Annotated in this window: 23 protein-coding genes; 11 read left to right on the forward strand and 12 right to left on the reverse strand. The window is 70.8% G+C overall.

The features are described from left to right. Nucleotides 1–14: 14 nt before the first annotated feature. From ACPWUT_RS00240 to mnhG, 6 genes are read left to right on the forward strand one after another with little or no spacing between them, the layout of a single operon-like run. Entirely contained in the window at nucleotides 15–2,954 is a 2,940-nt protein-coding gene (locus tag ACPWUT_RS00240; RefSeq protein ID WP_425839375.1) for a Na+/H+ antiporter subunit A, read from the forward strand. Then, entirely contained in the window at nucleotides 2,951–3,487 is a 537-nt protein-coding gene (locus ACPWUT_RS00245) for a Na(+)/H(+) antiporter subunit C (RefSeq protein WP_284528478.1), read from the forward strand. The genes ACPWUT_RS00240 and ACPWUT_RS00245 overlap by 4 nt, the downstream gene beginning before the upstream one ends. Further along, nucleotides 3,484–5,046: a Na+/H+ antiporter subunit D gene (locus tag ACPWUT_RS00250; RefSeq protein WP_284528479.1), complete on the forward strand. Its 1,563-nt coding sequence runs from the start codon at nucleotides 3,484–3,486 to the stop codon at nucleotides 5,044–5,046. Before ACPWUT_RS00245 ends, ACPWUT_RS00250 begins: the two co-directional genes overlap by 4 nt. Further along, nucleotides 5,043–5,636 (forward strand): Na+/H+ antiporter subunit E, encoded by a 594-nt coding sequence (locus tag ACPWUT_RS00255; RefSeq protein WP_284528480.1) that lies wholly within the window; start codon nucleotides 5,043–5,045, stop codon nucleotides 5,634–5,636. Before ACPWUT_RS00250 ends, ACPWUT_RS00255 begins: the two co-directional genes overlap by 4 nt. Beyond that, nucleotides 5,633–5,902 (forward strand): monovalent cation/H+ antiporter complex subunit F, encoded by a 270-nt coding sequence (locus tag ACPWUT_RS00260; protein WP_284528481.1) that lies wholly within the window; start codon nucleotides 5,633–5,635, stop codon nucleotides 5,900–5,902. Before ACPWUT_RS00255 ends, ACPWUT_RS00260 begins: the two co-directional genes overlap by 4 nt. Then, nucleotides 5,899–6,255 carry a monovalent cation/H(+) antiporter subunit G gene (mnhG, locus tag ACPWUT_RS00265; RefSeq protein ID WP_284528482.1) on the forward strand — a complete coding sequence of 119 codons (357 nt, stop codon included), beginning with the start codon at nucleotides 5,899–5,901 and terminating at the stop codon, nucleotides 6,253–6,255. Before ACPWUT_RS00260 ends, mnhG begins: the two co-directional genes overlap by 4 nt. 159 nt (nucleotides 6,256–6,414) lie before the next feature. Here mnhG and ACPWUT_RS00270 read toward each other — a convergent pair whose 3' ends face one another. From ACPWUT_RS00270 to ACPWUT_RS00285, 4 genes are all read right to left on the reverse strand, one after another. Further along, a complete protein-coding gene (locus ACPWUT_RS00270) occupies nucleotides 6,415–9,024 on the reverse strand; it encodes a penicillin acylase family protein (RefSeq protein ID WP_425839381.1) in 2,610 nt (869 codons plus the stop codon). A 150-nt stretch (nucleotides 9,025–9,174) separates the two neighbouring features. Then, nucleotides 9,175–11,118, reverse strand: a complete 1,944-nt coding sequence (locus tag ACPWUT_RS00275) for a YhgE/Pip family protein (protein ID WP_425839384.1) — start codon at nucleotides 11,116–11,118, stop codon at nucleotides 9,175–9,177. Continuing rightward, nucleotides 11,115–11,804, reverse strand: coding sequence for a hypothetical protein (locus ACPWUT_RS00280; protein ID WP_425839387.1), 690 nt, complete (start codon nucleotides 11,802–11,804; stop codon nucleotides 11,115–11,117). The genes ACPWUT_RS00275 and ACPWUT_RS00280 overlap by 4 nt, the downstream gene beginning before the upstream one ends. Beyond that, nucleotides 11,804–12,430 carry a TetR/AcrR family transcriptional regulator gene (locus ACPWUT_RS00285; RefSeq protein WP_425839390.1) on the reverse strand — a complete coding sequence of 209 codons (627 nt, stop codon included), beginning with the start codon at nucleotides 12,428–12,430 and terminating at the stop codon, nucleotides 11,804–11,806. The genes ACPWUT_RS00280 and ACPWUT_RS00285 overlap by 1 nt, the downstream gene beginning before the upstream one ends. A gap of 249 nt (nucleotides 12,431–12,679) precedes the next feature. Here ACPWUT_RS00285 and ACPWUT_RS00290 point away from each other — a divergent pair, with 249 nt between their 5' ends. Then, nucleotides 12,680–12,973 (forward strand): GIY-YIG nuclease family protein, encoded by a 294-nt coding sequence (locus ACPWUT_RS00290; RefSeq protein ID WP_284528487.1) that lies wholly within the window; start codon nucleotides 12,680–12,682, stop codon nucleotides 12,971–12,973. 109 nt (nucleotides 12,974–13,082) lie between these two features. On the opposite strand, the gene argG is transcribed toward ACPWUT_RS00290, so the two are convergent. The 6 genes from argG to ACPWUT_RS00320 all read right to left on the reverse strand — a co-directional run bounded on the left by argG (nucleotide 13,083) and on the right by ACPWUT_RS00320 (nucleotide 18,417). Then, nucleotides 13,083–14,525 carry an argininosuccinate synthase gene (gene argG / locus ACPWUT_RS00295; RefSeq protein ID WP_425839393.1) on the reverse strand — a complete coding sequence of 481 codons (1,443 nt, stop codon included), beginning with the start codon at nucleotides 14,523–14,525 and terminating at the stop codon, nucleotides 13,083–13,085. Between the two features lie 153 nt (nucleotides 14,526–14,678). Continuing rightward, the gene (locus ACPWUT_RS00300) at nucleotides 14,679–15,500 is read right to left on the reverse strand and encodes a MetQ/NlpA family ABC transporter substrate-binding protein (RefSeq protein ID WP_284528489.1); all 822 of its coding nucleotides are present in this window, start codon (nucleotides 15,498–15,500) and stop codon (nucleotides 14,679–14,681) included. A gap of 11 nt (nucleotides 15,501–15,511) precedes the next feature. Continuing rightward, nucleotides 15,512–16,228 carry a methionine ABC transporter permease gene (locus ACPWUT_RS00305; protein ID WP_284528490.1) on the reverse strand — a complete coding sequence of 239 codons (717 nt, stop codon included), beginning with the start codon at nucleotides 16,226–16,228 and terminating at the stop codon, nucleotides 15,512–15,514. Then, on the reverse strand, nucleotides 16,225–17,211 hold the full coding sequence (locus ACPWUT_RS00310; protein WP_425839398.1) for a methionine ABC transporter ATP-binding protein: 987 nt from the start codon (nucleotides 17,209–17,211) through the stop codon (nucleotides 16,225–16,227). The genes ACPWUT_RS00305 and ACPWUT_RS00310 overlap by 4 nt, the downstream gene beginning before the upstream one ends. 620 nt (nucleotides 17,212–17,831) lie before the next feature. After that, a complete protein-coding gene (locus ACPWUT_RS00315) occupies nucleotides 17,832–18,179 on the reverse strand; it encodes a hypothetical protein (RefSeq protein WP_425839401.1) in 348 nt (115 codons plus the stop codon). Next, nucleotides 18,169–18,417, reverse strand: coding sequence for a hypothetical protein (locus tag ACPWUT_RS00320; RefSeq protein WP_425839404.1), 249 nt, complete (start codon nucleotides 18,415–18,417; stop codon nucleotides 18,169–18,171). The genes ACPWUT_RS00315 and ACPWUT_RS00320 overlap by 11 nt, the downstream gene beginning before the upstream one ends. Before the next feature lie 354 nt (nucleotides 18,418–18,771). Here ACPWUT_RS00320 and ACPWUT_RS00325 point away from each other — a divergent pair, with 354 nt between their 5' ends. Further along, the gene (locus tag ACPWUT_RS00325) at nucleotides 18,772–19,011 is read left to right on the forward strand and encodes a ribbon-helix-helix protein, CopG family (RefSeq protein ID WP_425839407.1); all 240 of its coding nucleotides are present in this window, start codon (nucleotides 18,772–18,774) and stop codon (nucleotides 19,009–19,011) included. Between the two features lie 341 nt (nucleotides 19,012–19,352). Here ACPWUT_RS00325 and ACPWUT_RS00330 read toward each other — a convergent pair whose 3' ends face one another. Continuing rightward, nucleotides 19,353–20,066, reverse strand: coding sequence for a Pr6Pr family membrane protein (locus tag ACPWUT_RS00330; RefSeq protein WP_425839410.1), 714 nt, complete (start codon nucleotides 20,064–20,066; stop codon nucleotides 19,353–19,355). A gap of 83 nt (nucleotides 20,067–20,149) precedes the next feature. On the opposite strand from ACPWUT_RS00330, the gene ACPWUT_RS00335 reads away from it, so the two are divergent. Beyond that, nucleotides 20,150–21,436: an adenylosuccinate synthase gene (locus tag ACPWUT_RS00335; protein ID WP_284528493.1), complete on the forward strand. Its 1,287-nt coding sequence runs from the start codon at nucleotides 20,150–20,152 to the stop codon at nucleotides 21,434–21,436. Nucleotides 21,437–21,439: 3 nt separating this feature from the next. After that, entirely contained in the window at nucleotides 21,440–22,624 is a 1,185-nt protein-coding gene (locus ACPWUT_RS00340; RefSeq protein WP_425839413.1) for a lactonase family protein, read from the forward strand. A gap of 48 nt (nucleotides 22,625–22,672) precedes the next feature. On the opposite strand, the gene ACPWUT_RS00345 is transcribed toward ACPWUT_RS00340, so the two are convergent. Beyond that, complete coding sequence (locus tag ACPWUT_RS00345) at nucleotides 22,673–23,866, reverse strand: AI-2E family transporter (protein WP_284528495.1); 1,194 nt, start codon at nucleotides 23,864–23,866, stop codon at nucleotides 22,673–22,675. 82 nt (nucleotides 23,867–23,948) lie between these two features. Here ACPWUT_RS00345 and ACPWUT_RS00350 point away from each other — a divergent pair, with 82 nt between their 5' ends. Then, nucleotides 23,949–24,251, forward strand: coding sequence for a chorismate mutase (locus ACPWUT_RS00350; protein WP_425839417.1), 303 nt, complete (start codon nucleotides 23,949–23,951; stop codon nucleotides 24,249–24,251). Nucleotides 24,252–24,276 lie beyond the last annotated feature (25 nt).

Raw genomic sequence — 24,276 nt, forward strand, 5'->3', positions numbered from 1 at the left:
GTCTGGAGGCCAGATTGCTCCTGCTCCTGGCTGCGTTCGCGGTGATACCGCTGGCGCTGCCGTGGCTGGTGGGGCGGATCGGGTCGAGGGCGTTCTTCGTCGGCGCGGTCGTGCCGATCGCCGCGTTCGCCCACGCCGTCCTGCAGGCCCCGGCCGTCTTCGCGGGCGAGGCGCCGTTCGAGTCGTTCGCGTGGATCCCGTCGCTGGGCATCGATCTGTCCATGAAGATGGACACCCTCGGGTGGATCATGACGCTCATCGTCACCGGCGTCGGCGCGCTCGTGATGGTCTACTGCCGCTGGTACTTCGACGGCAAGAAGGACGGCGTCGGGCTCTTCTCGGCGGTCCTCCTCGCCTTCGCCGGGGCCATGTACGGCCTCGTGCTCACCGACGACCTCATCGTGCTCGTCATGCTGTGGGAGGTCACGAGCGTCCTGTCGTACCTGCTGATCGGCTTCTACCACGCGCGCGGCGCGAGCCGCCGTGCCGCTCTGCAGGCGCTGCTGGTGACGACGCTCGGCGGGCTCGTGATGTTCGTCGGCGCGGTGATGGTCGTCGTCCTCTACGGCACCACGAGTCTCACCGAGATCCTGTCGGCGGCGCCGCCCGTCGGCGTGGCCCACGGCGCCGACCAGGGCCTGCTCCTGAACATCGCGATCGTGTGCCTGCTGGTGGGCGCGCTCAGCAAGTCCGCGATCTTCCCCTTCCACTTCTGGCTGCCCGGCGCGATGGCGGCGCCCACGCCCGTGAGCGCCTACCTGCACGCGGCCGCGATGGTGAAGGCGGGCATCTACCTCATCGCCCGCCTGGCGCCGGCGTTCGCCGACAGTGAGCCGTGGCGGCCGATCATCCTCTCGCTCGGCCTGTTCACGATGCTCCTCGGAGGCATCCAGGCACTGCGCGAATCGGACCTCAAGCGCGTGCTCGCCTTCGGGACGGTGAGCCAGCTGGGCATGCTCACCGTGGTCCTCGGCTACGGCGAGCGCAACACGGCGCTGGCCGGCCTCGCCCTCCTCGTCGGCCATGCGCTGTTCAAGTCCGCGCTCTTCCTCGTCGTCGGCGTCATCGACCGTCAGCTCAACACCCGAGACGTCGGCGAGCTGTCGGGGGTCGGCCGCCAGGCCCCGACGCTCGCGGCGTTCTCGATCATCGCCGTGGCCTCGATGGTCGGCGTCGCCCCGACGGTCGGGTTCGTCGCGAAGGAGGCCACGCTCACCGCGCTCCTGGAAGGCGGCGCCGCCCCGCTGGCCCTGGCCCCGCTCATCGGCATCGTGCTCGGCTCCGTGCTGACCACCGCCTACGGCATCCGCTTCGTCTGGGGAGCCTTCTGGACGAAGAAGGACGCCGCCGGCGATCGGATGCCCGCCACGCCCTGGCCCGATCCGCCGCTCGGCTTCCTGGCGGCGCCGGTGCTGCTGAGCGGGCTCACGGTGGTCGCCGGCATCGCCTCGCCGTTGCTCGACGCCGCGCTGGCCGGCTACGCCGACACCATGCCCGAGGCGGGCGACGCGTATCCGTACCACCTCGCCCTCTGGCACGGGCTCGAGCCGGCCCTGTTCCTGTCGCTCGGCTCCATCGCCGCCGGCGCCGCCCTCTTCTGGCTCGTGCAGCGCACGCGGTGGCACTCGCGCGTGCTCCCCTTCACCGCCGCCGACGGCTACAACGCCGTGCTGCGCGGCATCGCGAAGGTCGCGGTGTGGACCACGACCTTCACGCAGCGCGGCTCGCTGCCGGTGTACGTCGGCACGATCTTCGTCGTCTTCGTGGCGGCCGAGGGCACGGCGCTGCTCGCGAGCCCCTCCTGGCAGATCAGCCTCGAGGCATGGCAGACGCCGATGCAGCTCGTCGTGGCGCCGATCATGATCCTCGCCGGCTTCGTCGCGGTGCGGGCGCGCAAGCGCTACACCGGCGTCGTGCTCGTGTCGGTCACGGGCCTCGGCATGGTCCTGCTGTTCGCCACCAGTGGTGCGCCCGACCTCGCTCTCACCCAGATCCTCGTCGAGACGGTGACCCTGGTCGCGTTCGCCCTGGTGCTGCGCCGCATTCCCGCGCGGCTGGGCGAGCACAACGCGTCGGTGCTGCCGGTCGCCCGCGCGGTCATCGCCGTCGCGGTCGGCGCGACCATGGCGCTCATCGCGATCGTCGCGACCGGCGCGCGCGTGGCCGAGCCGATCTCGCAGCGCTTCCCGGAGCTCGCCTACGAGCTCGGGCACGGCAAGAACGTCGTCAACGTCGCGCTCGTCGACCTGCGCGGCTGGGACACGATGGGCGAGCTGTCGGTGCTGATCCTCGCGGCGACCGGCGTGGCCTCCCTCGTCTTCGTCACCCACCGCTCCGATCTGCTCTCGCGCACCATCTCGTCGCTGCCGACGGGGGCCACCCGCACCCGCCGTCCCCTCATCGAGACGGTCGACGGACCGCGCCCGCGGGCCTCGGCGCCGGGGAGCACCCGTCAGGCCTGGCTCGTCGGCGGACAGCGCGTGCGTCCCGAGAACCGGGCGATCATGCTCGAGGTGATCGTCCGGATCCTCTTCCACACGATCATCGTCGTCTCGATCTACCTGCTGTTCGCCGGGCACAACCTGCCCGGCGGCGGCTTCGCCGGCGGTCTGGTGGCCGGGATGGCGCTCGTCATGCGCTACGTCGCGGGCGGTCGCTACGAGCTGGGCGCTGCCGCGCCGACGGATGCCGGGCGCCTGCTCGGGGCGGGGATGACGCTCGCCGTCGCGTGCGCCGTCGTGCCGCTGCTGTTCGGCGCGGCGCCCCTCACGAGCACGTTCTGGGAGGCGGACATCCCGGTCCTGGGGCACGTCGAGTTTGTCACCTCGACACTGTTCGACGTCGGCGTCTACCTGGTCGTCGTCGGGCTCGTCCTCGACGTGCTCCGCTCCCTCGGCGGCGAGGTCGACCGCCAGGCGCAGGAGCTGCGCGAGCGGGGGGTGGTCGTGTCGTGACCGCCTCCCTCATCCTCATCGTCATCATGGGCGCCCTCTTCGCCGCCGGCGTCTACGCGATGCTCGAGCGCAGCCTCACCCGCGTGCTCATCGGCTTCCTGCTGCTGGGGAACGCGGCCAACCTGTTCCTGCTCGTGGTCATGGGAGAGCCGGGCGTCGCCCCGTTCTTCGGCGCCGCCGACTCGCCGGACGAGATGAGCGACCCGCTGCCGCAGGCCCTCACCCTCACCGCGATCGTCATCACCTTCGCGGTGTCGGCGTTCCTCCTCGCGCTCATCTACCGCTCCTGGCAGCTGGGACAGGCCGACACGGTCGAGGACGACGAGGCCGACCTGGCGCTGCGCGAACGCGACGCCGAGGACCAGGACACGATGGGCGACGAGATCACCGACGAGGACGACGACGCGACCACCGACTTCATCGGCACCGACACGGCCCCGATCGTCGTGCTGCACCACCGCGACCTCGACGCCATCCGCGACGACGCCCCGACCGATTCGCCGCGGAACCCGACGAGCGGAGACGACCGATGAGCGCCCTCGTCCCGCTGCTGGTGGCGCTGCCCCTGCTGGGCGCGGCGATCGCGCTCATCTTCGGACGCCAGCGCAAGGTGCAGGTCGGCGTCTCGACGATCACCCTGACGCTGGTCCTCGCGATCGCCGCCGTGCTGCTGTACGCGGTGGACTCGTCGGGCAAGGCGATCGCCGTGTCGGTCGGCGGCTGGCCGATCCCGTTCGGCATCGTCCTCTACGTCGACCGGCTGTCGGCGCTGCTCGTCGTCGTCTCCAGCATCGTCCTGCTCGCCGTCCTGCTCTTCTCGGTCGGGCAGGGAGCGGCCGACGGCGACGACGAGACGCCCGTCACGATCTTCCACCCGTCGTACCTCATCCTCGCGGGTGGCATCTTCAACGCGTTCATCGCCGGAGACCTCTTCAACCTCTACGTCGGCTTCGAGATCCTGCTGGTCGCCTCGTACGTCCTCATCACACTGGGGTCGACGGAGTCCCGCATCCGCACCGGCGTGGTCTACATCGTCGTCTCGCTCGTGTCCTCGATCCTCTTCCTCGCGGCCATCGCCGCGATCTACGGCGCGCTCGGCACCGTCAACATGGCGCAGCTGGCCGAGCGGATGTCGGAGCTGCCGCAGGACGTGCAGCTCGTGCTCCACCTCATGCTGCTGCTGGCCTTCAGCATCAAGGCCGCGGTCTTCCCGCTGTCGTTCTGGCTGCCCGACTCGTACCCGACGGCGCCCGCGCCGGTCACGGCGGTCTTCGCGGGACTGCTGACCAAGGTCGGCGTCTACGCGATGATCCGCACCGAGACGCAGATCTTCCGCGACAACGACGTCAACACGCTGCTGCTGATCGTGGCGCTCGCGACCATGATCGTCGGCGTGCTCGGCGCCGTCGCGCAGGCGGAGCTCAAACGCATCCTGTCGTTCACCCTCGTCAGCCACATCGGCTACATGGTGTTCGGGCTCGCGGTGGCGACCCCGGCGGCCCTCGGCGCCACGATCTACTACATGATCCACCACATCGTGGTGCAGACGACCCTGTTCCTGGCCGTGGGACTGGTCGAGCGCCGCGCCGGATCGACGTCGATCCTCAAGGTCAAGGGACTCATGCGCGCCGCGCCCGTGATCGCGGTGCTCTACTTCATCCCCGCGATCAACCTCGGCGGCCTCCCGCCGTTCTCGGGCTTCATCGGCAAGTTCGCACTGTTCGACGCTGCCGCGCAGGTCGGCACGCCGCTCATGTACGCGCTGATCGTCGGGGGCATCGTCACCTCGCTTCTCACGCTCTACGCCCTCATGCGCGCGTGGAACCTGTCGTTCTGGCGCGAGGACGAGGAGCAGGGCGACGAGGGCGACGCCCCCGACCGCATCTCGTACCTCGGCGGAGCGCCCGCGGCGACGACCACGACCGAGCGGCGCGTCATCCCGCGCATCATGACCCTGGCCACCGCCGGCATGGTCGCCGTCACCGTCGCCCTGACCGTCTTCGCCGGGCCGCTCTACCAGCTGTGCGCGAGCATCGGGGAGGCGCTGCAGGATCCGGTGATCCTCGTCGAGATCGCGGAGGAGGCGCCATGACCCCGCAGTCGCTGACCCCGAAGGCCGTGGCCGTCACCGTCTGGCGGCAGCTGCCGTTCTTCATCTGGCTGATCGCGCTGTGGATGCTCCTGTGGGGGCAGTTCACGGTGCTGTCCTTCCTCACGGGCCTGGCGGTCGCGGTCGTCGTGACACGCGTGTTCCGCCTGCCGCCGGTGGAGCTGTCGGGCCGCGTGAACCTCTGGTGGGGACTCGTGTTCGGGCTCGAGTTCGTGCTCTCGCTCGTGCGCGGGTCGCTGACCGTCGCGTGGCAGGTGCTCGACCTGCGGCGTCAGCCGGGCACCGCGATCATCGCGGTGCCGCTGGTCACCGACGACGACCTGATCATGACGCACGTCGGCGTCACGGCATCCCTCATCCCGGGCTCCCTGATCGTCGACATCGATCGCGACCGCCGCATCCTCTACCTGCACGTGATCGGCGTGCGCGATGCCTCGCAGGTCGAGGCGCAGCGGCGGTCCGTGCAGCACTGGGAGGAGCGGATCGTCCGCGCCGTCGGCTCGCGCGCCCAGGTGGAGGCCATGCGGCAGGCGCTGGATTCCCGCGTGGGCGAGAGGAGGTTCGCCGGATGAGCGTGCTGCTGGCCGTCGTCTACATCGTCTTCGCCGTCTCGGCTCTGCTGACGGTGTGGCGGATCATCGTCGGACCCTCGATCCTCGACCGCGCCGTCGCATCCGATGTGCTGCTGACGCTCATCATGTGCGTGCTCGGGGCCGAGATGGCGCTGAACCACCACACCCGCACCCTGCCGCTGCTGCTGATCGTCGCCGCGGTGGGCGTGTTCGGATCGATCTCGATCGCCCGCTTCGTGGCCCGGCGCGACGGGGTGACGCGATGAACGAGGTGCGCGAGATCGCCGTGCTGGTGCTGATCCTCATCGGCGCGCTGCTCTGCCTGACCGCGGCCATCGGCCTGCTGCGGTTCCGCGACGTGCCCACCCGCCTGCACGCGGCGACGAAGCCCCAGGTGCTGGGACTCCTCCTCATCTGCATCGCGATCGCGCTGGCGCTGGAGTCGTGGGCGGTGACGGCCTTCCTCGTGCCCATCATGCTCATCCAGCTGGCCACCGCGCCGCTGTCGGCGCACATGGTGGGTCGCCAGGCGTACCGCAACGGCACGATCGACGAGCGCTCACTGGTGGTCGACGAGCTTGCCGACGACAAGCGCACCCCTCCCGCCGCCGGCGGCTGACCCTCGCCCTCGCCCCCCGCCCCCCGCGCCCCTCGCTCGCGCTCGCGCTCATTCCGCCGAGCCGACACGTCGCGTGCGAGCCGACACGCTTCTGCGCGCTCGCAACGTGTCGGCTCGCGCGGAGCGTGTCGGCTCGGCGCCAGCCGGGGGGGTGGCGCCTCAGGGGGTGAGGGTCAGGATGTGGGTGGCGGCGGATTCCACGGCGTCGCGCGAGAACGGCCACGGCGTCTGCCGCTTCTGCTGCCACGCCTCGAACTGGTCGGCGTAGTTCGGGTGGAAGGCGTGGCCGCTGGCCCCGGTCAGGTGGTTCCACCGCGATGCGTCGAGGTCGGCGAGGTCGACCGTCATCCGCATCGAGGGCACCGTCGAGGTCGCGAACCCGTCGCCGAGCGCCCAGCCCGTGGCGTCCACCACCGACGTCCCGCCGCCCACCGGGAACGGGCCGCGGTTGAACAGCGCCTCGATCGGGGCGATGCCGCTCTCGCCGAAGGACTCGTTGGTGAGGGTGAGCGCGTGGAGCGAGCCCCAGTTCCAGCGCGCCGGGTTGTCGCCCTGCAGCTCGACGAGCCGGTCGTACGCATCCTCCGCGCTGCGGGCGAGCATCTCGCGCTGACCCGAGACGCCGATGTCGGCGTTGACCCACCACGAGGAGTCCGGGTCATCCAGCAGCCGGTCGACGACGAGGAACAGCCGGCCCTGACCGGCGAGGGATGCCGGAGCCTCCCGCCGCGAGAACAGGTTCTGCGCGAGCTCGTCCCACAGGACGTTGGCGTACGCGGCCGCGGCACTGTCGGCGGCGTTCTGCGCGTCCCACTGCTCCAGCAGCGCGACGGCCGCCTGCGCGCCCGCTCCGTCGACCTCGACGCCGGCCAGCGCGGCCGTGATCCGCTTGCCGATCCAGAACTCGTCGTCGGCCTGGATCGCGGTCATGTCGTCGGCGGTGAGCTTCGCGCTCGCCGCCGCCCGCTCGATCAGGTGGACGATGCGTGCGGCGCGCCAGCCGTAGTCCCAGTCGTTCGTGAGGAAGTAGGGGTAGTCCTCGTCGACGATGGCGTTGTTGGCCGTGACGATGTAGCCGCTCTCGGGGTTGTAGGACATCGGCAGCTCCTCGAACGGGATGAAGCCGCGCCAGTCGTACGCGGAGTCCCAGCCCGGCTGCGGCATCGAGCCGTCGCCGGCGCCGCGGATCGGCAGGCGGCCGGGCGTCTGGTAGCCGATGTTGCCGCGCACGTCCGCGTAGACGAGGTTCTGCGCCGGCACGTCGAAGAGCGACGCGGCGGTGCGGAAGTCCTCGATGTCGGCCGCGGTGTTGAGCGCGAAGATCGCCTGGGCGGTGGTGCCCGGCTCGAGCGCCGTCCACTGCAGCGACACGGCGTACTCGCCGGTGCCGGGGGCGTCCGACGGAGCGGTGACGGCATCCGTCTCGCCCGTGTAGGGGTCGTCCGCGATCGCGGTGAAGTCGCCGGTGAGTCCCGAGACGATCGGGCCGTGCACCGTCGAGCGGATCTCGAGCTCCTCCGACGCGCCCCCGGCGATCTCGATCGTCTCGGTGCGCACCTCCAGCGGCACGAGCTCCCCGTCGCGCCAGTACTGGTCGCCCTCGATCCTCTCGAGGTAGAGGTCGGTCACATCGGTGGTGAGGTTCGTGAAGCCCCACGCCACCTCGGCGTTGTGGCCGATGATGACGCCTGGCATCCCCGAGAAGCCGAATCCGGCCACGTCGAAGGCGCAGTCCTCGGTGACGACGCGGCAGCGCAGCCCGATCTGGTGCCAGACGCTCGGCATCGACGCGCCGAGGTGGGGATCGTTGGACAGCAGCGGCATGCCGCTCTCGGTCAGTGCTCCCGACACCACCCACGAGTTCGAGCCGATCCCCTCGCCGGTGCCGCCGAGCAGCGCGCTCGCCGCCTCGACGACGTCGCCGACCTCGGTCCAGTCGACGCGGAGCGAGGCCGTGTCGGCGCCGGGCTCCTCGTTGCCGCCGCCGGCGGGCGGTCCGGTGATGACGGGCACGATGACCGGGTTGGTGTCGTACGGGTAGCCGGGATACAGCTCGGCGATCTGCTCGGGCGTGTGGGTCTGGGCCAGGAGCGCGCGGGCGGTCTCGTCCTCGATGTTGCCGCGGAGGTCCCAGGCCATCGCCTTCAGCCAGGCGACCGAGTCGACCGCCGTCCACGGCTCGATCTCGTAGTCGGGGTTCTGCAGGCCCAGCACCGCGTACTCGAGTGAGGCGGCGCTGCCCTGGTGGTCGGCGAGATACGCGTTCACCCCGGCCGCGTACGCGTCGTAGTAGCCGCGCTCGCGATCGTCCAGCGCGTCGACCTCCTGCGCGGCGATCTCGTGCCAGCCGAGGGTGCGCAGGAAGCGGTCGGTGCCCAGCTGCGAAGCGCCGAACAGCTCCGAGAGCCGGCCCGCGGTCACGTGGCGGCGGAAGTCCATCTCCCAGAAGCGGTCCTGTGCGTGGACGAAGCCCTGCGCGAAGAACAGGTCCTCCGACGTGTCGGCGACGATCGTGGGGACGCCGAGGTCGTCGCGCAGCACCGTCACCTCGGCCTCCAGGCCGGGCAGCGCGATCTCGCCCTCCAGCTGCGGGAACGAGCGCTGCACGTGCCACAGCACGATGCCGGCCGCGATCAGGGCGAGGACGGTGATCCCCGCCACCACGCCGAAGGCCCATCGTCCGATGAGGCGGCCGATCCGCCGCCGCGGCGCGGGGGGCGCGGACGCCGTCGGATCGGTGGGTGCAAGCGCGTGTGAGGCGTCGGACATCGGCGTCGAGAGCTCCTCCGGGGCATCGGCTTCGTCGCTTCGGGTCGCGACCCGGCCGCACGCCCCAGCGGCGCGGCCGTCTCTGGCATCGTACCCGGAGGGTGAGACTCGGTGTCACGGGGCTTTCGCCTGCCGGATCAGACGTCGAACTCAGCCGATGAGGCTCGGCTGCAGGTCGCGGAGCGTGCGGCGGTGCGTCATGCGCGTGACGCCGATCGCAGCGACGGCGAGAGCCGCTCCCATCCAGAGGAGGAGCACGCCGACGTCGCCGGCGACCCGGTCGATCGCGCCGCCGTACATCAGCTGGCGCATGGCGTCCACGACGTAGCCCATCGGGAGCACGTGGTGCAGCGCGGCGAGCGGGGCCGGCAGGGTCTGCCACGGGAAGGTGCCGCCGGCGGTCACGAGCTGCAGGACCATCAGCACGAGCCCGACGAACTGGCCGACCGAGCCGAGCCAGACGTTCAGCGCCAGGATGATCGCCGCGTAGGTGAACGAGGCGAGGATGAGGATGCCGAGGGTCCCGAGCGGGTGCGCGAAGCCGAACCCCAGGGCGATCGACAGCACACCGAAGAGCACGACCATGCCCACGGCGCCGAGGAGCGCGGGGGTGAGCCAGCCGGCGATCGTGACCCGGATCGGCGACCGCAGTGCCGTGACGGCCCGGCGCGAGACGGGCTTCACGATGAGGAAGAGCGCGTAGATGCCGATCCATGCCGCGAGGGCCGCGAAGAAGGGCGCCAGGCCCGCGCCGTAGTCCGAGGCGTGCGCGGTGGTGCTCGTGTCGACCGCGACCGGATCGGCGATCGTCTCGGCCTGCGCCGCCCGCAGCGCGGCGGAGCTGTCGGGGATCGCCGCGACCCCGTCGGAGAGTCCCTCGCGGAGCTCTGCCGCGCCGTCTCGCAGGGTGGTGAGTCCCGCCCGGAGGGAGTCCGCCCCGTCGTCGACCCGCGTGGCGCCGGCGGCGAGGTCGGCCGAGCCCGACGCCAGCCGTCCTGCTCCGGCCGAGAGCGTCTTCGCGCCGTCGGAGGCGCGGGCGGCACCGGCGGCGACCTGGTCGGCGCCCTCCGACACCGTCGCGGCCCCCGCGGCGAGGCGGTCCACCTGTCCCACGGCGGCGGCGACACGGTCGCCGCCCGACGCGAGCGCCTCGCCGACCGGGTCGAGCTCGGCGAGCACGGCGGCGACCTCGTCATCCGACAGGCCGTGGTCCGCGAGCACGCGGGCGATGTCGGCCCGGGCGTCCGGGAGCAGCGCGGCCGCGTGCGCGACGGCGTCTCCCGCCCGGTCCGCGTACCCCGCGAGCGTGGCGGTGCCGTCGGCGACCTGCTGCGCTCCCGCGGCGACGCGAGCCGCGCCGCCGGCGACCTGCGCCGACCCGTCCGCGAGCGTGTCCGCGCCGTCCGAGAGGTCGGCCGCCCCGTCGGCGAGATGTCCGGCTCCCTCCGACAGCGAGGCGGTTCCCTCCGCGAGCCGCGTCGCGCCGGAGGCCGCGTCGGCCGCTCCCGCCGCCAGCCTGGTGGCGCCGTCGGTGGCGGTGACCAGCTGCGCGCGGATGTCGGCGACGCCGTCGAGCAGGCGGCCGGCCGCCTCCTCGGCCACCAGCTCGGCGACGGAGCGGCGGATCTTCTCGACGGCCTGCGTGCCGATCGACGACGCCAGGTAGTTGTTGGCGTCATTGGTCGCCAGCACCAGCGAGGCCTGATGGGGATGCTCGCCGGCCGCGCTCGTGAGCGCTTCGGAGAAGTCCGCGGGGAGGGTCACCGTGAAGTCCACCTCGCCGTTCCGGAGCGCCTGGGCTGCGGCGTCGGCGCCGAGGAGGCGCCAGTCGAACGCCTGGCCGTCGAGCAGCTGATCGGCCACGCGCGCACCGTAGTCGGCGGCGTCCTGATCGCCCGACGCCGGGACGCCCTCGTCGAGGTCGACGAGCGCCACCGGCACGTCGGCGAACTTCCCGTACGGGTCCTGGTTCGCCCACAGGTAGAGGCCGCCGTAGAGGACGGGGACGAGCATGAGCGCGATGAGCGCGATGACCGACATCCGGGTCGCGGTGAGGCGGCGGAGCTCGGCGGACAGGAGGGCGGGGATCTTCATCGGGCGCCTCCCGCGAGGTGACCCGCGACCTGCCCGCGGCGGCCGCGGATCCGGACGGCGCTCGCGCGCGGACGACGCCGCCGCTCGGTGCCGCCGACCGTCTCGGCGACCACGGCGGCCGCGGTGCGCCCGGCGATCACGAGGACGGCGAGGCCGCGGGCCGCGAACTCCTCCGCCAGCGGCCACCACTGAGACGGCTCGGCGCCATGGCGGTCGGGGGAGACGAGGACGAGCGCCTCGACGCCGGGTCGCCGTGCCGCGAGCTCGAGCAGCGCGCGGAGGCGGTCCACGGGCTCGACGTCGGCAATCGGCACGCGCGAGAGGTGGCGCAGGCCGTGCTCGTCGAGCCAGCGGCGGGCGGCGATCGGGTCGGCGGGCAGCCCGGCGAACATCAGCTCCTCGGCGACGACACCGGCGAGGGCGATGTTCGGGGCGGGCTCGCTGACATCGGGGGCGTCGACGAGGGCGGCGCGGCGGCGGAGGTCACGAGGGCGCGAGACGCCGTCGAGCGTGACTGTGCCGGTGTCGGGGCGCATCCGGCCGGTGGCGATGAGGCCCAGCACGGTGGGACGCTGCTCCGTCTCGGCGATGGCGAGCGTGGCGCGACCGGAGCGGTAGACGAGCGACGTCGAAGGCAGCGCGAGACCGCGCCGACCCTTCGAGACGTCGGCGAGAGCGACGAGCATCAGGGCTCCTGAGGGGAGGGCGGAAGGGAAGAGAGCACGGCATCCGCCTCACGCCATGAGAGCCCGGCGATCGAGAGGACGGCGCGCACGGCCAGAGTCCCGGCTTCGGGGGAGGAGGCGTCGAGGCGCGTGACGACGGTGCGTGCCGTCTCCTCCACGAGGCGGGCGACGGTGGCGGCGGTCAGATCGGTGCGGATCGTCCCGTCGTCCTGTCCGCGTCGCACGACCGCGGCGACCGTGCGGCGCAGCGGCGCCAGGGCGGCGGCGGTGCTCTCCAGGTGGGTCTCGTCGAGGGCGATCGCCGCCGCGACCTGCACGTGCGCGGCCTCGGTCCACAGCCGGGAGGTCAGGCGGGCCAGCGCGACCGGGGCCGGGTCGGACTCGTCGACGGTGGCGGCGATCGCGTTGAACCGCGGGGCGCCGGCCATGATGAGCTCGTGGAGCAGCGCATCGCGGTCGTCGAAGTGACCGTAGAGGGCGCGGCGGGAGAGCCCGGCGGCGCGCGCGATCGTGTCGATCGACGCGTGCGGGTCGTGGGCGATGGTGGTGGCCGCCGCCGAGAGGATGCCCGCCCGGTTGGCCGCGGCATCCCTCCTCGGGCGACGCGCCGGCGCGGTCGTGCTCATGCCTCCAGCGTACGAACGTGCACAGCGGTGTGCAAGTTATCTGGGCGAACTCCCAGCGGGCCGGAGGCGTTTCGTCTCGCTGCGCTCGCTCAACGACCGGGAGGCTGGCGGGGGCGTTTCGTCTCGCTGCGCTCGCTCGACGACCGGGGGTGACGGTCTCGGTCGTTGAGCGAGGGCGCGCAGCGCCCGAGACGGAAACGGCTGTGGAGGAACGGAGCGGATGCCTCACCGCATCCGTACGCTCATCCGATGCCTCACGTCTACATGCTGCTCTGCTCCGACGCAACGCTCTATGTGGGGAGCACGCGCGACCTCGCGCGGCGGCTGGCACAGCACCAGGCCGGCGAGGGTGCCGCGTACACGAGGCGACGACGACCGGTCGAGCTCTTCTGGTCGAGCGAGTGCGCCCGCGTCGAGGAGGCGTTCGCATGGGAGAAGCGGCTGCAGGGATGGAGTCACGCCAAGCGCGTCGCCTTCGCGGAGGGTGGAGTGGACGCCGTGCGCGGCTGGAGCGCCCGTCACCGCCGCACCTCCGGCGACTGACGGCGTTTCGTCTCGCTGCGCTCGCTCAACGACCGGGGAGGCGCTCGCTCAACGACCGGGAGGCGCGGAGCGAGACGAAACGAAACGGCGGTGGCGAACGGGGCGGCGGTCAGTCGGCGCCGAAGTCGAACGACGCCGACTCGGAGGCCTCGTCGACGGCCTCGGCGAGCTCCTCGCGCTTCGCGTCGTATGGGAGCGCGTGTCCGGTGATCTCGGCCGAGCCCCCGGTCGCGAGCTCGCCGACGAGTTCGGCGGTCGCGCCGCCGATGAGTCCGAGACCGGCGTACTGCTCGAGCCGGGCGCGCGAGTCGGCGATGTCGAGGTTGCGCATCGTCAGCTGTCCGATGCGATCCACCGGGCCGAAGGCCGCGTCGCCGACCCGCTCCATCGACAGCTTTTCGGGAGAGTACGACAGGTTGGGGCTCGTGGTGTCGAGGATCGTGTAGTCCTCGCCGCGCCGCAGCCGCAGGGTCACGGTGCCGGTCACGGCGGAGCCGACCCAGCGCTGGATCGACTCGCGCAGCATGAACGACTGCGGCTCGAGCCAGCGGCCCTCGTACATGAGGCGACCGAGGCGGCGACCCTGCTCGTGGTAGGTGGCGAGGGTGTCCTCGTTGAGGATGCCGTTGACCAGGCGCTCGTAGGCGATGAACAGCAGCGCCATGCCCGGCGCCTCGTAGATGCCGCGCGACTTCGCCTCGATGATGCGGTTCTCGATCTGGTCGCTCATCCCGAGGCCGTGACGGCCGCCGATCGCGTTCGCCTCCTGGACGAGCGCCACGGCATCCGCGAACTCGACGCCGTTGATGGCCACCGGCCGGCCCGCCTCGAAGGTCACGGACACGTCCTCGGTCTCGATCTCGACCGCCGGATCCCAGAAGCGCACGCCCATGATCGGGTCGACGATCTCGAGCGACACGTCGAGGTGCTCGAGCGTCTTCGCCTCGTGGGTCGCGCCCCAGATGTTCGCGTCGGTGGAGTAGGCCTTCTCGACCGAGTCGCGGTACGGGAAGTCGTGGGCGACGAGCCACTCGCTCATCTCCTTGCGTCCGCCGAGCTCGGTGACGAAATCGGCGTCCAGCCACGGCTTGTAGATGCGCAGGGCGGGGTTGGCGAGCAGGCCGTAGCGGTAGAACCGCTCGATGTCGTTGCCCTTGTAGGTGGAGCCGTCGCCCCAGATGTCGACGCCGTCCTCCTTCATCGCGCGCACGAGGAGGGTGCCCGTGACGGCGCGGCCGATCGGCGTCGTGTTGAAGTAGGTGCGGCCGCCGGAGCGGATGTGGAACGCCCCGCACGCGAGCGCGACGAGACCCTCTTCGACCAGCAGCGGCTTGCAGTCGATCAGGCGCGACGCCTCGGCGCCGTACTGGAGCGCACGACCGGGGATCGACGCGATGTCGTCCTCGTCGTACTGGCCGAGGTCGCCGGTGTAGGTGAAGGGCACCGCGCCCTTGTCGCGCATCCAGGCGACCGCGACGGACGTGTCGAGGCCTCCCGAGAAGGCGATGCCGACGCGCTCGCCGACGGGCAGGGACTGAAGGACCTTCGACATGCGCTCAAGTCTACTGAGGCCGCCGCGGCGCGATCGGCCGCGTGACGGCGGCACCGACGCGTTCGAGGGCACCGACGCGTTCGCCGGCACCGGACGCGCGGGCGTCGTCGGGACGCACCCTCGTTCCGGTGCCGGCGAGACGGCGGACGCGGGTCAGTCGGTCACGGGGACGACGAGGCCGCCCCAGGTCTCCTGCTCGTAGTCGGCGGTCTCCTGCGAGGTGAGCAGGTCGTACAGCGCGGTGATGCGGGGGTCGTCCGCGAGCTCGGGACGCGTCGCGAGCACGTTGTAGTAGTCGCTGTCCGAGCCCTCGATGAGGATCGCCTGCTCGGCGGTCAGCCCCGCGGGCAGCGCGAAGCTGATGGTGACGAACGCGGTGTCGACATCGGGCAGCGCCTGCGGCAGCGTGGCGTTCTCGATCTCCTGGAACTGGAAGCCGCGCGGATTCGCGATGATCCCGGAGAGGTCGACGACGTCGTCGGCGGCCTCGATGAGCCCCTCGGCGGCGAGCATCTTCAGGGCGCGTCCCTCGTTCGTCGGATCGTTGGGGATGGCGATCGACGCGCCGTCCTCGAGCTCGTCGAGGCTCGAGATCTTCGTCGAGTAGAAGGCGGCGGTCGGGAGGTACGCCTCGCCGACGCTGACCAGGTCAGCGCCCGCGTTGGTGTTGAAGTTCTCCAGGAACGTGGCGTTCTGGAACAGGTTGGCGTCGATCGATCCGTCGGCGAGCGCCGTGTTGGGCGTGTTGTAGTCGGTGAAGGGGACGAACTCGATCGTCAGGCCGAGCTCGGCCGCCCCGTTCTCGGCGACGTGCTTCAGGATGTCGCCGGCGGGCGTCTGGAGCGCCCCGACCTTGAGGGTGCCGAGGTCGTCGCCCTCCGCCTCGGGTGCGGTGCCGGTGGTGCCGCCGGCGCAGCCGGTCAGCAGGACGGCCACGGCGGCGGCCGCGGCGAGCAGGGGGAGTGTGCGGGTCATGTCGGGTCCTCTCAGAATGCCGCGGTCGCGGCGGGCGTGGTGGAACGGGGCGTGCGCCGGGCGAGGCGACGGGCGCCCCAGGTGGCGAGCGACTGCAGGATCATGACGATCGCGAAGATGATCACGATGACCGAGACGATGTGGATCCAGCTGTACTGCTGGTAGCCGTAGCGGATGGCGACGTCGCCGAGGCCCCCGCCGGCGACGGTGCCGACCATGGCCGAGAAGTTGATGATCGAGGTGACCGTGGTCGACAGGCCCAGCAGCATCGGCGGTGCGGCCTCGGGCAGCAGCACCTTCGTCACGAGCTGCCAGCGATTGGCGCCGAGAGAGGAGGCCACCTCGAGGAGGCCCGGGTCTACCTCCTTGATCGCGATCTCGACCATGCGCGCGAAGAACGGGATCGCCACCACCGAGAGCGGGACGATGGCCGCCGTCGGCCCGATGAAGGTGCCCACCACGACCCGCGTGAACGGGATCAGCGCGACCATGAGGATGATGAACGGCACAGACCGGCCGAGGTTCACGATGAAGTCGAGCAGCCTGTTGATCACGATCCCGAGCCGCCTCGACCCGAACGGCGCCTCGAGGAACCGGCCCTGCTCCGTGCCGACGAGGACGACCCCGAGCGGCAGGCCGACGATGACGGTCGCCAGCAGCGCGAACCCGACCATGTAGAGGGTCTGGCCCGTGGCGACCAGGAGCACGGAGAACAGCTGATCGTTCATGCCACCGCCCCCGTCCGCAGGACCTCGACGAGCAGGCCCTGACCGCGGAGGTCGGCGACGACGGCGGAGGCCGCCGCGCCCGGCACCTCCAGCCTCGTGCGTCCCGCCTGCGTGCCGCCGATGCGCTCGATCAGCGCACCGAGGATCGACACGTCCAGGCCGTGGTCCCGGGCGAGCTGCGCGATGACGGGGCGGTCGGCGGTCCCGCCGGCGAAGGTGATGTCGATGACCGTCGCCTCGGCGGGGACCGAGTCGGGGATGGGACCCAGCGGGAACAGCTGCGCGGTGAGCCGGGAGCCCGGGGTGCGGATGAGATCGACGAGACGTCCGCTCTCCACGACGCGGCCGGCCTCGACGAGCGCCGCCGAGTCGCACACCGCCTTGACGACGTCCATCTCGTGCGTGATCAGCAGCACGGTGAGGCCGAGCTCGGCGTTGATGCGGCGGTACAGCTCGAGGATGGATGCCGTCGTCTCGGGGTCGAGCGCGCTCGTCGCCTCGTCGGACAGGAGCACGCGCGGACGCGCCGCCAGCGCGCGGGCGATCCCGACGCGCTGCTGCTGACCGCCGGACAGCTCGTGGACCGAGGCGTCGGCGCGGTGGCTGAGGCCGACGAGGTCGAGCATCTCGAGCGCGCGCTCGCGGCGCTCGGCGCGCGGCGTGCCGTCGAGCTCCAGAGCGAGCTCGACGTTTCCGCGCACAGTGCGGCTCCCGAGCAGGTTGAAGCGCTGGAAGACCATGCCGATCCGGCGGCGGGCGGCGCGTAGCTCGCCCTCGCCCAGGGCGGTGAGCTCGGCGCCGTCGACGGTGACCGTGCCGGCATCCGGACGCTCGATGAGGTTCACGAGGCGCGCGAGGGTGCTCTTGCCCGCCCCGCTCTGGCCGACGATGCCGAAGATCTCTCCGGTCGGGATCGTCAGCGACACGTCGTCGACCGCGGCGACACCGCCGTATCGCTTGGACACGTGTTCGAGCGCAATCACGCGGGCAGGCCTCTCTGCTGGGGGGCGCGCCCGGTGGAGCGTCGACGCGTGCTCCGAGTCTTGCGGGGCACCGGCGCCATCGGCGAATCGCTGTTACGCCCTGTGTCGTTGCCGCTGGACGCGGGTGCGCCCGTGCGTCAGGAGGTGACTGTGACCGGCTCCGCCGCAGCGGCGCGCCGCCGGCCGATCCGCCACGGGTGTGTACCAGGGGCAGGTAAGCAGATGACCAACCCCAAGCGAGTGCGTAACGATGACCCACACGGAGGGGCTGTCGTTCGCGACCCACCTGCCGAGCTCATTCCTCGAGGCAGACCAGCTCACACGGTTTGTGTAATGCGTTGGCTGCCTCGGGCCTTCGACTACGACGCCGCGAAGAGGATTGCGTGGGGCTTCGGGAGCACTCACCGGGCTTCTCGAGCTCGGGCAGCTAAGTGGACGCGCTACGCGGCTAAACCATCGGCGCCTCGAGGACCTGGCGGGCCCGCCCCAGCGAGGGGTGATCGCTGCTAACGGCAGCTCTGCGTCGCGTCAGAAACGGTCGCTCGCAACTCCACCGACGACAGCGCCAGCTCCTTGGCGCTTCAGAGTCAGTCCGCGCCTCGGGTTGCGTCGTACGTCTCTCAGGACTTGGCGAAATAGAAGGCGAAGGCGACGGCGGTCAGGGCTTGCAGACCTGATGACGCCGCAATGATGCCGATGAGCTCATCCAGCTCGATGACGTCGCAGGCCAGCAAGGTGACGAGACCTACGTGGAAGAGGGCGAGCACGCCGAGAGCCGAGAGCGCCAGCATCTTGCGCGTCTTAGCTTTGTGCTCTTTCGGGTCGAACTTGCGAGTGTGTTGCGGAACGAGGCCGTCACCTGCGGGCAGCGAGTCATCTTCGAGATACCGCACCGAGAGTGCCGGCGCGCCATATGGATCGCCAGCCTCCGTGATGTCGCCCGACTCGAGTCCAGACTCAGCAGACACGAGTGATGTAGAACACGCCGTCGATGCCAAGGTCCGACGGCACGGAGTCGTCTGTGAGAGATGCCCGCTCCACCACAGTCGTTCGCTCCCTCCAAGCAAAGGCTTCGGGGAGATCCTCAAGGCGAACTTCGAGACGGTTGACGCTGTTTCGCGCCATGTAGGTGGCCAGTTCTGCGATCACGCCCGGGTCGGGTCCCTGGATCGAGTCCGGATGCGATGCGGGATCATCCGCGTTCATGTCTTACTCCTGTCAGCTCAGTCGATGGTCATGGTTCTCCCCTTTCCGTCCACTCTACAGTAGGGAGGTGCCTTGCACACGCTTCAAGTGCGTAAACTTTGCGCATGGCATACACGCTTTCGGCGCCAAATGTGCTGTACAGTGGTCATAAGTCAGGAGCTACTCCCTACCTGACCCGAGCTAGACGCCCCACAGTGAACTAGAAACGCCGCCACCCCGACGACCAATACCGGGAGACGTCGAGACCGCCTCGCCTCTCATTGCGTGGCAACTTCGTCGTACCTAGACGGCGGCGCCGACAATCAAATACAAACGCACACTGACTCTCAGGAGCGAGGGAAGGAAGTACCATCCATGGCTGCCAGCACACGGACCGACGTGAACACTGAGATTGTTCGCCTCAACGTGAACCTCAACGCAGCAACGGCCGATGCACTCAAGAAGCTCTCGGAGGAGCAGGGTGTATCGCTAACCGAGGTCGTCCGTCGAGCGATCTCGCTTTACAACTTCATCGACGACGAGCGTCGAAGTGGTCACCGCATCCAGACAGCCGACCCTGTCAAGGGAGAGGTGCGAGAGCTAGTCCTGATGTGACCCTTGCGTGAGGAACGGCCCCTCCTTCGGGAGAGGCCGTTCCTCCTTTTGGTGGCGCGCGCGTCGCGACCGTTGGTACTCCGCGGCGACGGGGTTAGGCGGTTGGGGCGGCCATAAACCTGCGGATCTCGGCGCGGTCAGCGAACCCTAGCGGAAGCGCGCTGAGTCAAAGGAACCGATCGGCAGCGCTGTAGCGAGTATCCATGTCCGTCATGGTGGCGATCGCGGCGAGGGCCACAAGAGCGGTTACTGGGTGTCGTGGCCATCCGGGGGCGGACATGCTGCACCCAGCGGGCGCCGACTGCGGGCTCGTCGTCGCTGGACGCGGGCGCGCCCGCTCGTCAGGAGGTGATGGTGACGGATTCCGCCGCAGCGGCGCGCCGCCGGCCGATCCAGACGGTGAACGCGCCGACCGCGACGAACGCGATCGAGATGCCCGCGATGTACACGAGCACGGACGGCCACCCGCCGGGGTTGTTGGGGTTGAGGAACGGATACGGGTACCACCACGGGTCGCCCGTCGCCGGGTTGGTCACGAGCGGCCCGCGCAGGAGCGTGTACGTCACCCATACGAGCGGGAAGGCCAGCACCACGAGCACCGACCGCCACGGCAGATCGCGCCGACGCGGGCCGAACAGCAGGTCGAGGAGCAGGAACAGCGGGCCGATCAGGTGCAGCACCTCGTTCGACCAGGGCACGGGCTCGCTCCCCTGCGGCAGGGTGATGCCGCGCAGGAGCAGGTTGTAGACGATCCCGGTGATGATCATCGCCGTGGTGGCGCACGCCAGAGCCGTCGCGAGGGCCGGGCTCTCGACGGCCGTCCGGTCGCGCCGTCGCGCGTCGATCCCCGCCCACAGCAGCACCGACGCCGCGAGCACGTTGGAGAGGATCGTGAAGAAGCTGAAGAAGTTGGCGATCACGGTGCCGAGATCGCGGCCCAGCTCGACCGTCGTGGCGACCGATGCCACCAGCTGGGTGACCACGGCGGCGACGATGACGAGGCCCATCACGAGCCGCAGGATCGACCACGTCGTCGTGAATGCCGGGGAGCGCATGAAGGGAGGCTACCGGGTGTCGGGGTGTATCGGGGAGCACTCGATAGAATGGGGACTCACCGTCCATCCACGGGGGAGCATCCATGCCAGGCATCGTCATCGTCGGAGTCCAGTGGGGGGACGAGGGCAAGGGCAAGGCCACCGACCTCCTCGGTGAGCGGACCGACTGGGTCGTCAAGTTCAATGGCGGCAACAACGCCGGGCACACCGTCGTCATCGGCGACGAGAAGTACGCCCTGCACCTGCTGCCCTCCGGCATCCTCTCCCCGGGGGTGAACGCGGTGATCGGCAACGGCGTGGTCATCGACCTCGAAGTGCTCTTCGCCGAGCTGTCCGCGCTCGCCGCCCGCGGGGTCGACATCTCGCGACTCAAGGTGAGCGCCAACGCGCACGTCATCACCCAGTACCACCGCACCCTCGACAAGGTGACCGAGCGCTTCCTCGGCAAGCGGATGATCGGCACCACCGGCCGCGGCATCGGCCCGAGCTACGCCGACAAGATCAACCGCGTCGGCATCCGCATCCAGGACCTCTTCGACGAGAACATCCTGCGCCAGAAGGTCGAGGGCGCCCTCGACCAGAAGAACCACCTGCTCGTGAAGGTCTTCAATCGCCGCGCGATCAGCGTCGACGAGATCGTCGAGGACCTCCTGTCGTACGCCGACCGGCTGCGTCCGATGGTGTGCGACACCGGCCTGCTGCTGCACGAGGCCCTCGACGCCGGCGACGTCGTCGTCTTCGAGGGCGGCCAGGCCACCATGCTCGACGTCGACCACGGCACCTACCCGTTCGTGACGTCGTCGTCGGCCACCGCCGGCGGCGCGGCGACCGGCTCGGGGGTGGGACCGAACCGCCTCGACCGGATCGTCGGGATCGTCAAGGCCTACACGACGCGCGTCGGCTCGGGTCCCTTCCCGACGGAGCTGTTCGACGACCAGGGCGAGTGGCTGCGCACGCGCGGGTTCGAGTTCGGCACGACGACCGGTCGCCCGCGCCGCGTCGGCTGGTACGACGCCCCGATCACCCGGTATGCGACGCGCGTGAACGGCATCACCGATCTCGTGCTGACCAAGCTCGACATCCTCACCGGGCTCGACGAGATCCCGGTGTGCGTCGCCTACGACGTCGACGGGCAGCGCTTCGACGAGGTGCCCGTCAACCAGAGCGACTTCCACCACGCGAAGCCGATCCTGGAGTACTTCCCCGGCTGGAAGGCCGACATCTCCGGTGCGCGCACCTTCGAGGACCTGCCGCTGGAGGCCCAGGACTACGTGCTCGCGCTCGAGGCGATGAGCGGCACTCGCATCTCGGTCATCGGCGTCGGCGCCGCGCGCGACGCCGTGATCGTGCGACACGACCTCATCGACTGACGCGTGCGCTTCTTTCTGGGCGCGTACACGGACGACGGCGACGGCGCGGCCGCGGGCATCGGGGTGCTCGACGCGGGCGACCCGGACGGACCGCTCGCCGGCGGGCAGCTGTCGGTGCGCGCCGACGCCGTCCGCATCGGGGGCTCGCCGTCGTGGCTGGCGTGGCATCCGACGCTGGACGTGATCTACGCCGCCCGCGAGGGCGACGGCACGGTGCAGGCGTTCCGCCGCACCGGACCCGCATCCTTCGCCCCGCTCGGGCGACCGGTCGAAGCGGGCCCGCTGGTCTGCCACGTCGCGGTGGACCCGTCGGGCGCGTGGCTGGTCGCCTCGTGCTGGGGAGACGGACGGGTGGTGCGGATGGCGTTGGACGCCGAGGGCGCCCCGGTGTCGGCGCGGGTCGTCGAGCCCCGCGAGGACCTGGATGCCGAGGACGGCATGTTCCGGCAGGGACCTTTCGACGGGCTCGAGGGCGTCGACGGGCTCGAGGGCTTCGGCGGGGTCGAGGGCTTCGGCGGGGTCGGGGATCGACATGGGGCCGGGGATCGACGCGGGGCCGGGGATCGACATGGGGCCGAGGAGCGGGTGTCGCGGGCGCACCAGGGGCGCTTCGTCGGCGCGCGGACCCTGGTCACCACCGACATGGGCCTCGACCAGGTGCGCTTCTGGCACGCCGCCGGCGACGGGCTCCGCGAGGTCGACCGGATCGTACTGCCGTTCGGCTCCGGGCCGCGTCACACCGTGTGGCACCCCAGCGGCCATCTGTACGTCGTCACCGAGCTGTCCCACGAGGTGTTCGTGCTCTCGCCGCCCCGCGACGGGCACGGCTGGCGCGTCGTCGGCGGCACGCCCCTGACCGCGGCGGCCGTCCCGGGCGCCGACTTCGCCGCCGAGATCGCCCTGTCGCGCGACGCCGGATTCGTCTACGTCGGGCTCCGGGGATCCGACACGATCGCCACCCTGCGGGTGCGCGGGGCCGGTGCCGAGCTGTCGCCGGTCGCGCTCGTGGAGGCGGGGGTCACCTGGCCGCGCCACCACGTCATCGCCCGCGACACCCTGCTCGTGGCCGGTCAGCGCTCCGACGAGGTGGCCTCGCTCGGACTCGACGAGCGGACCGGAGTGCCCGGCCGCGTCCGTCACCGGGTCGCCACCCCGTCGCCGAGCTGCCTACTGCCCGATCGCGCCTGAGCGGGCCCGACGCGTCGCCGACCCGTGGGAGCGGTGCGCCGCCGGCGGCTAGATCTTCGCGTCCTGGCGCGGGATCCACACCTTCTTGATGATGAGGAGGATGGACGCCGTGACCGGGATCGCGATGAGGGCGCCGAGCAGGCCCATGAGGGTGCCGCCGACGAGTGCGCCGATCACGACGAGCGAGCCCGGCACCGAGATCGTCTTGTTCATCACGCGCGGCGTGGCCACGTATGCCTCGAGCTGCATGTAGACGAGGTACACCCCCGCGAACACCAGGGCCGACAGCGGACTGGTGAACAGCGCCACCACCGAGCCGATGCCCCAGAACAGCACCGTTCCCACGAGGGGGATGATCGTGATGCAGAACGCGACCACCGCCAGCAGCAGCGGGAAGGGCAGCCCGAGCACCGAGTAGAGGATGAACGTCGTGATCGAGTTCAGCAGCGCCAGGATGACCATGCCGCCGAGGTAGCCGCCGACCGAGGCCGTGATCTCCTCGGTGAGCTCGGCGGTCAGCGCACGGTTGCGTGCCGGCACCAGGCGGTTCAGCGCGCGCTTCATCTCGGGCAGCGACGCCAGGAAGTACAGGCTCAGCACGATGATGATGATGATCCCCGAGATGGTGGTGCCGATCGAGATGCCGACCTGCAGGACACCCCCGCCGATCGCGGCGATGTGGGAAGGGTCGCTCAGGAAGCGCTGGATCTCGCTGAGCAGCGCCGGCACCTGGTCGCCGAACTGATCGCGTGCCCACAGATAGAACTCCGTGCGCTGGAACCCGGCGACCGTCGAGGGCAGGTCGCGGATGAACTGCGCGATCTGCCCGACCACGGTGGGGATGATGAGCCACAGCACGCCCACCATCACCAGGGCGAACACGAAGTAGACGATGACGATGCCCCACGTGCGACCGATGCCCCGCTGCTCCAGCCGCCGCACGATCGGATCGAGCCCGAGCGCGGCGAACAGCGCGAACGCGATGTAGATCCAGATGGTCGCCAGGTCGGCGAAGGCCGACGAGAGGCCGACGGCGAGCAGGCCCCCGAGCACCAGCAGGAAGCCGACCGCGAAGGGCCGCTGCAGGATCGCGCCCACGGAGCGGATCGGCTCGGCCGGCGAGAGGGACGGGTCGGCGGGAGTCACGGCCGAGGCGCGGGGGGCGGGAGCATCGGCCGCCTTCGCCCGGCGGCGCGCGGCGCGGCGCGGGACACGGCCCGGATCCCGGGGAGCTTCGGTCATGGTCACACTCTAGGGGCGGCTCCCCGCCGGGTGCATCGGCTCCTGCGCGGCGCGTGGCGGTAGGGTCGGGCGGGGAGGAACCATGACCGACGACACGACCCAGGCCGCCGCTCGCCTGCAGAGCCTGCGCGCCAGCATCGACAACGTCGACGCCGCGCTCATCTTCCTGCTCGCGGAGCGGTTCCGCTGCACGAAGCAGGTCGGCGTGCTCAAGGCCGAGCACGGGATGCCGGCCTCCGATCCCGCCCGCGAGGAGCAGCAGATCGCGCGCCTGCGACGCCTGGCCATCGACGCCGACCTCGATCCCGAGTTCGCCGAGAAGTGGTTCAACTTCGTCGTCGCCGAGGTCATCCGCCATCACACGGCGGCGGCCGGACGCGACTGACGCGCCCGGCCGCGGTCGGCGTCCC

Source organism: Microbacterium sp. PA5 (assembly GCF_049860775.1).
In the GTDB taxonomy this organism is placed as follows: Bacteria; Actinomycetota; Actinomycetes; order Actinomycetales; family Microbacteriaceae; genus Microbacterium.